At 57.6% G+C, this 524-nt stretch carries 1 protein-coding gene; it reads right to left on the minus strand.

Annotation, left to right across the window (positions count from 1 at the left end; all coding sequences use genetic code 11):
- On the minus strand, positions 1–524 hold a 524-nt coding region (locus DK871_RS28545; RefSeq protein WP_161907489.1), incomplete at both ends, for an immunoglobulin-like domain-containing protein.

Raw genomic sequence — 524 nt, forward strand, 5'->3', positions numbered from 1 at the left:
GCGCCGTTGCCTGCCACTTCGAGTTTTTCGAAGTTGCCGCCGGAAGCATCAGTAATCTTGACGGTCTGAGTGCTCTTATCGATGAATACGTCATCGGTCGGCGCAGGCACGGTCACAGTGCCAACCGTGTCGCCAGCCTTGATGGTGATCGACGAGCCGTTATCCAACTTCAGCGTTACATCAGTGCCAGCTTTGTTGGAGAGCGTTGCGGTGTACGTAATCTGCCCACCCTCGTTTGCCTGGGCCGGAGCCGTCAGCGTCACGGTGGTGGTGTTGTCGGTACCGGGGGTATCGGTGACAGTGGTGTTCACTGCCGTAGTGCCAGGGACCAGGTTTTCGAAGTGCTCGCCGCCAGCAACGCCTTTGATGGCGGTGGTGACGGTCTGGTCGCCCTTGTACACATCATCAGGAGCAAGAACAGAAACGCTACCGCTCGATTGGTTTACGCCGATGGTGATGGTTTTGCCGTTGTCCAAGGTGACGGTCAACGGGTTGGTGATGTTGGTCACCGGCGCGCCGTTTTT

Origin of the sequence: Pseudomonas sp. L13 (assembly GCF_009935965.1) — a bacterium.
Taxonomy (GTDB): domain Bacteria; phylum Pseudomonadota; class Gammaproteobacteria; order Pseudomonadales; family Pseudomonadaceae; genus Aquipseudomonas; species Aquipseudomonas lactis.